The following is an 842-nucleotide window of genomic DNA, read 5'->3' on the forward strand; positions in this document are numbered from 1 at the left end:
CCAATCGTCGCCATCATGGAAGCCCACCACGGCTCGACCGTCACGTCACCCGATGCGTACGGCGCGTCAGTGGTTTGAAGCGAACGAACCAAGCAGCCCTATCCCGATATTGCTGAAGCGGGCTGAACAGTGCGTTGGCAAACGCTATGTCGAGGTTGTCAACGCGATTCCGGCCGAGCTTCTTTCGCAATGGGATTAGGCGAATGGCCTGGAATAGATTCGGAAGTCGACGCGCACGGCGACCAGGCAGCGTCTCGCCGGCGAACCTCGTATGCGACTGACGGCCGGTGGTCCCGCCTCACGCCGGCGCCGCATGCGCGCGCACCAGCGCAGCAAGCGCTTCCTCCAGCGTCGTCGTCCCGTACACCCGCTCCGACACGTCGGCTTCGACATCGATCCGCCCCGCGTTGTGCACGTCGTACAGGTCGACGATCAGCTGCGCATGACGCTCGCTGAGCCCGGCGCGCAGCAGCGTCGCGCTCCACGTATCGCGCGGTAGCGCGTGCGCGACGATCGCGCGACCTGCCGCCGTGCCCAACGTTTCCGCAATCGCCGTCACGCTCACCCGCCGCGGCCCTTCGACACTGACGATGCGCGGCCCGCTGTCGCCTTCTGGCGCATCGAGCATCAGCGGCGCCGCGACGATGCCCACATCGGGCGCCCAGACCGTCGGAAACGCCTTGCCGACCGGATGATGGAAGCTCGGCAGCACGCCGGTACCGAGCGCGACCGGCAGCACGCACGCCCAGTTCTGCAGATGCTCGGCCGAGCGCAGCAGCGTCAATCGCGTCGGGATCGTCTTCAGCCGTGCCTCGAAGTCATGGAACAGGCGCGTGATACCC

At 66.6% G+C, this 842-nt stretch carries 2 pseudogenes; one reads left to right on the forward strand and one right to left on the reverse strand.

The window, feature by feature from the left end:
- Positions 1-199: pseudogene (locus JMF90_RS40530) on the forward strand (type VI secretion system protein TssA); the annotation flags it as partial.
- A gap of 99 nt (positions 200-298) precedes the next feature.
- Here JMF90_RS40530 and JMF90_RS38885 read toward each other — a convergent pair.
- Positions 299-842 (reverse strand): annotated as a pseudogene (locus tag JMF90_RS38885) (NmrA family transcriptional regulator); the annotation flags it as partial.

Source organism: Burkholderia sp. E168m23 (genome assembly GCF_016586125.1).
GTDB classification, from domain to species: Bacteria; Pseudomonadota; Gammaproteobacteria; order Burkholderiales; family Burkholderiaceae; genus Burkholderia; species Burkholderia orbicola.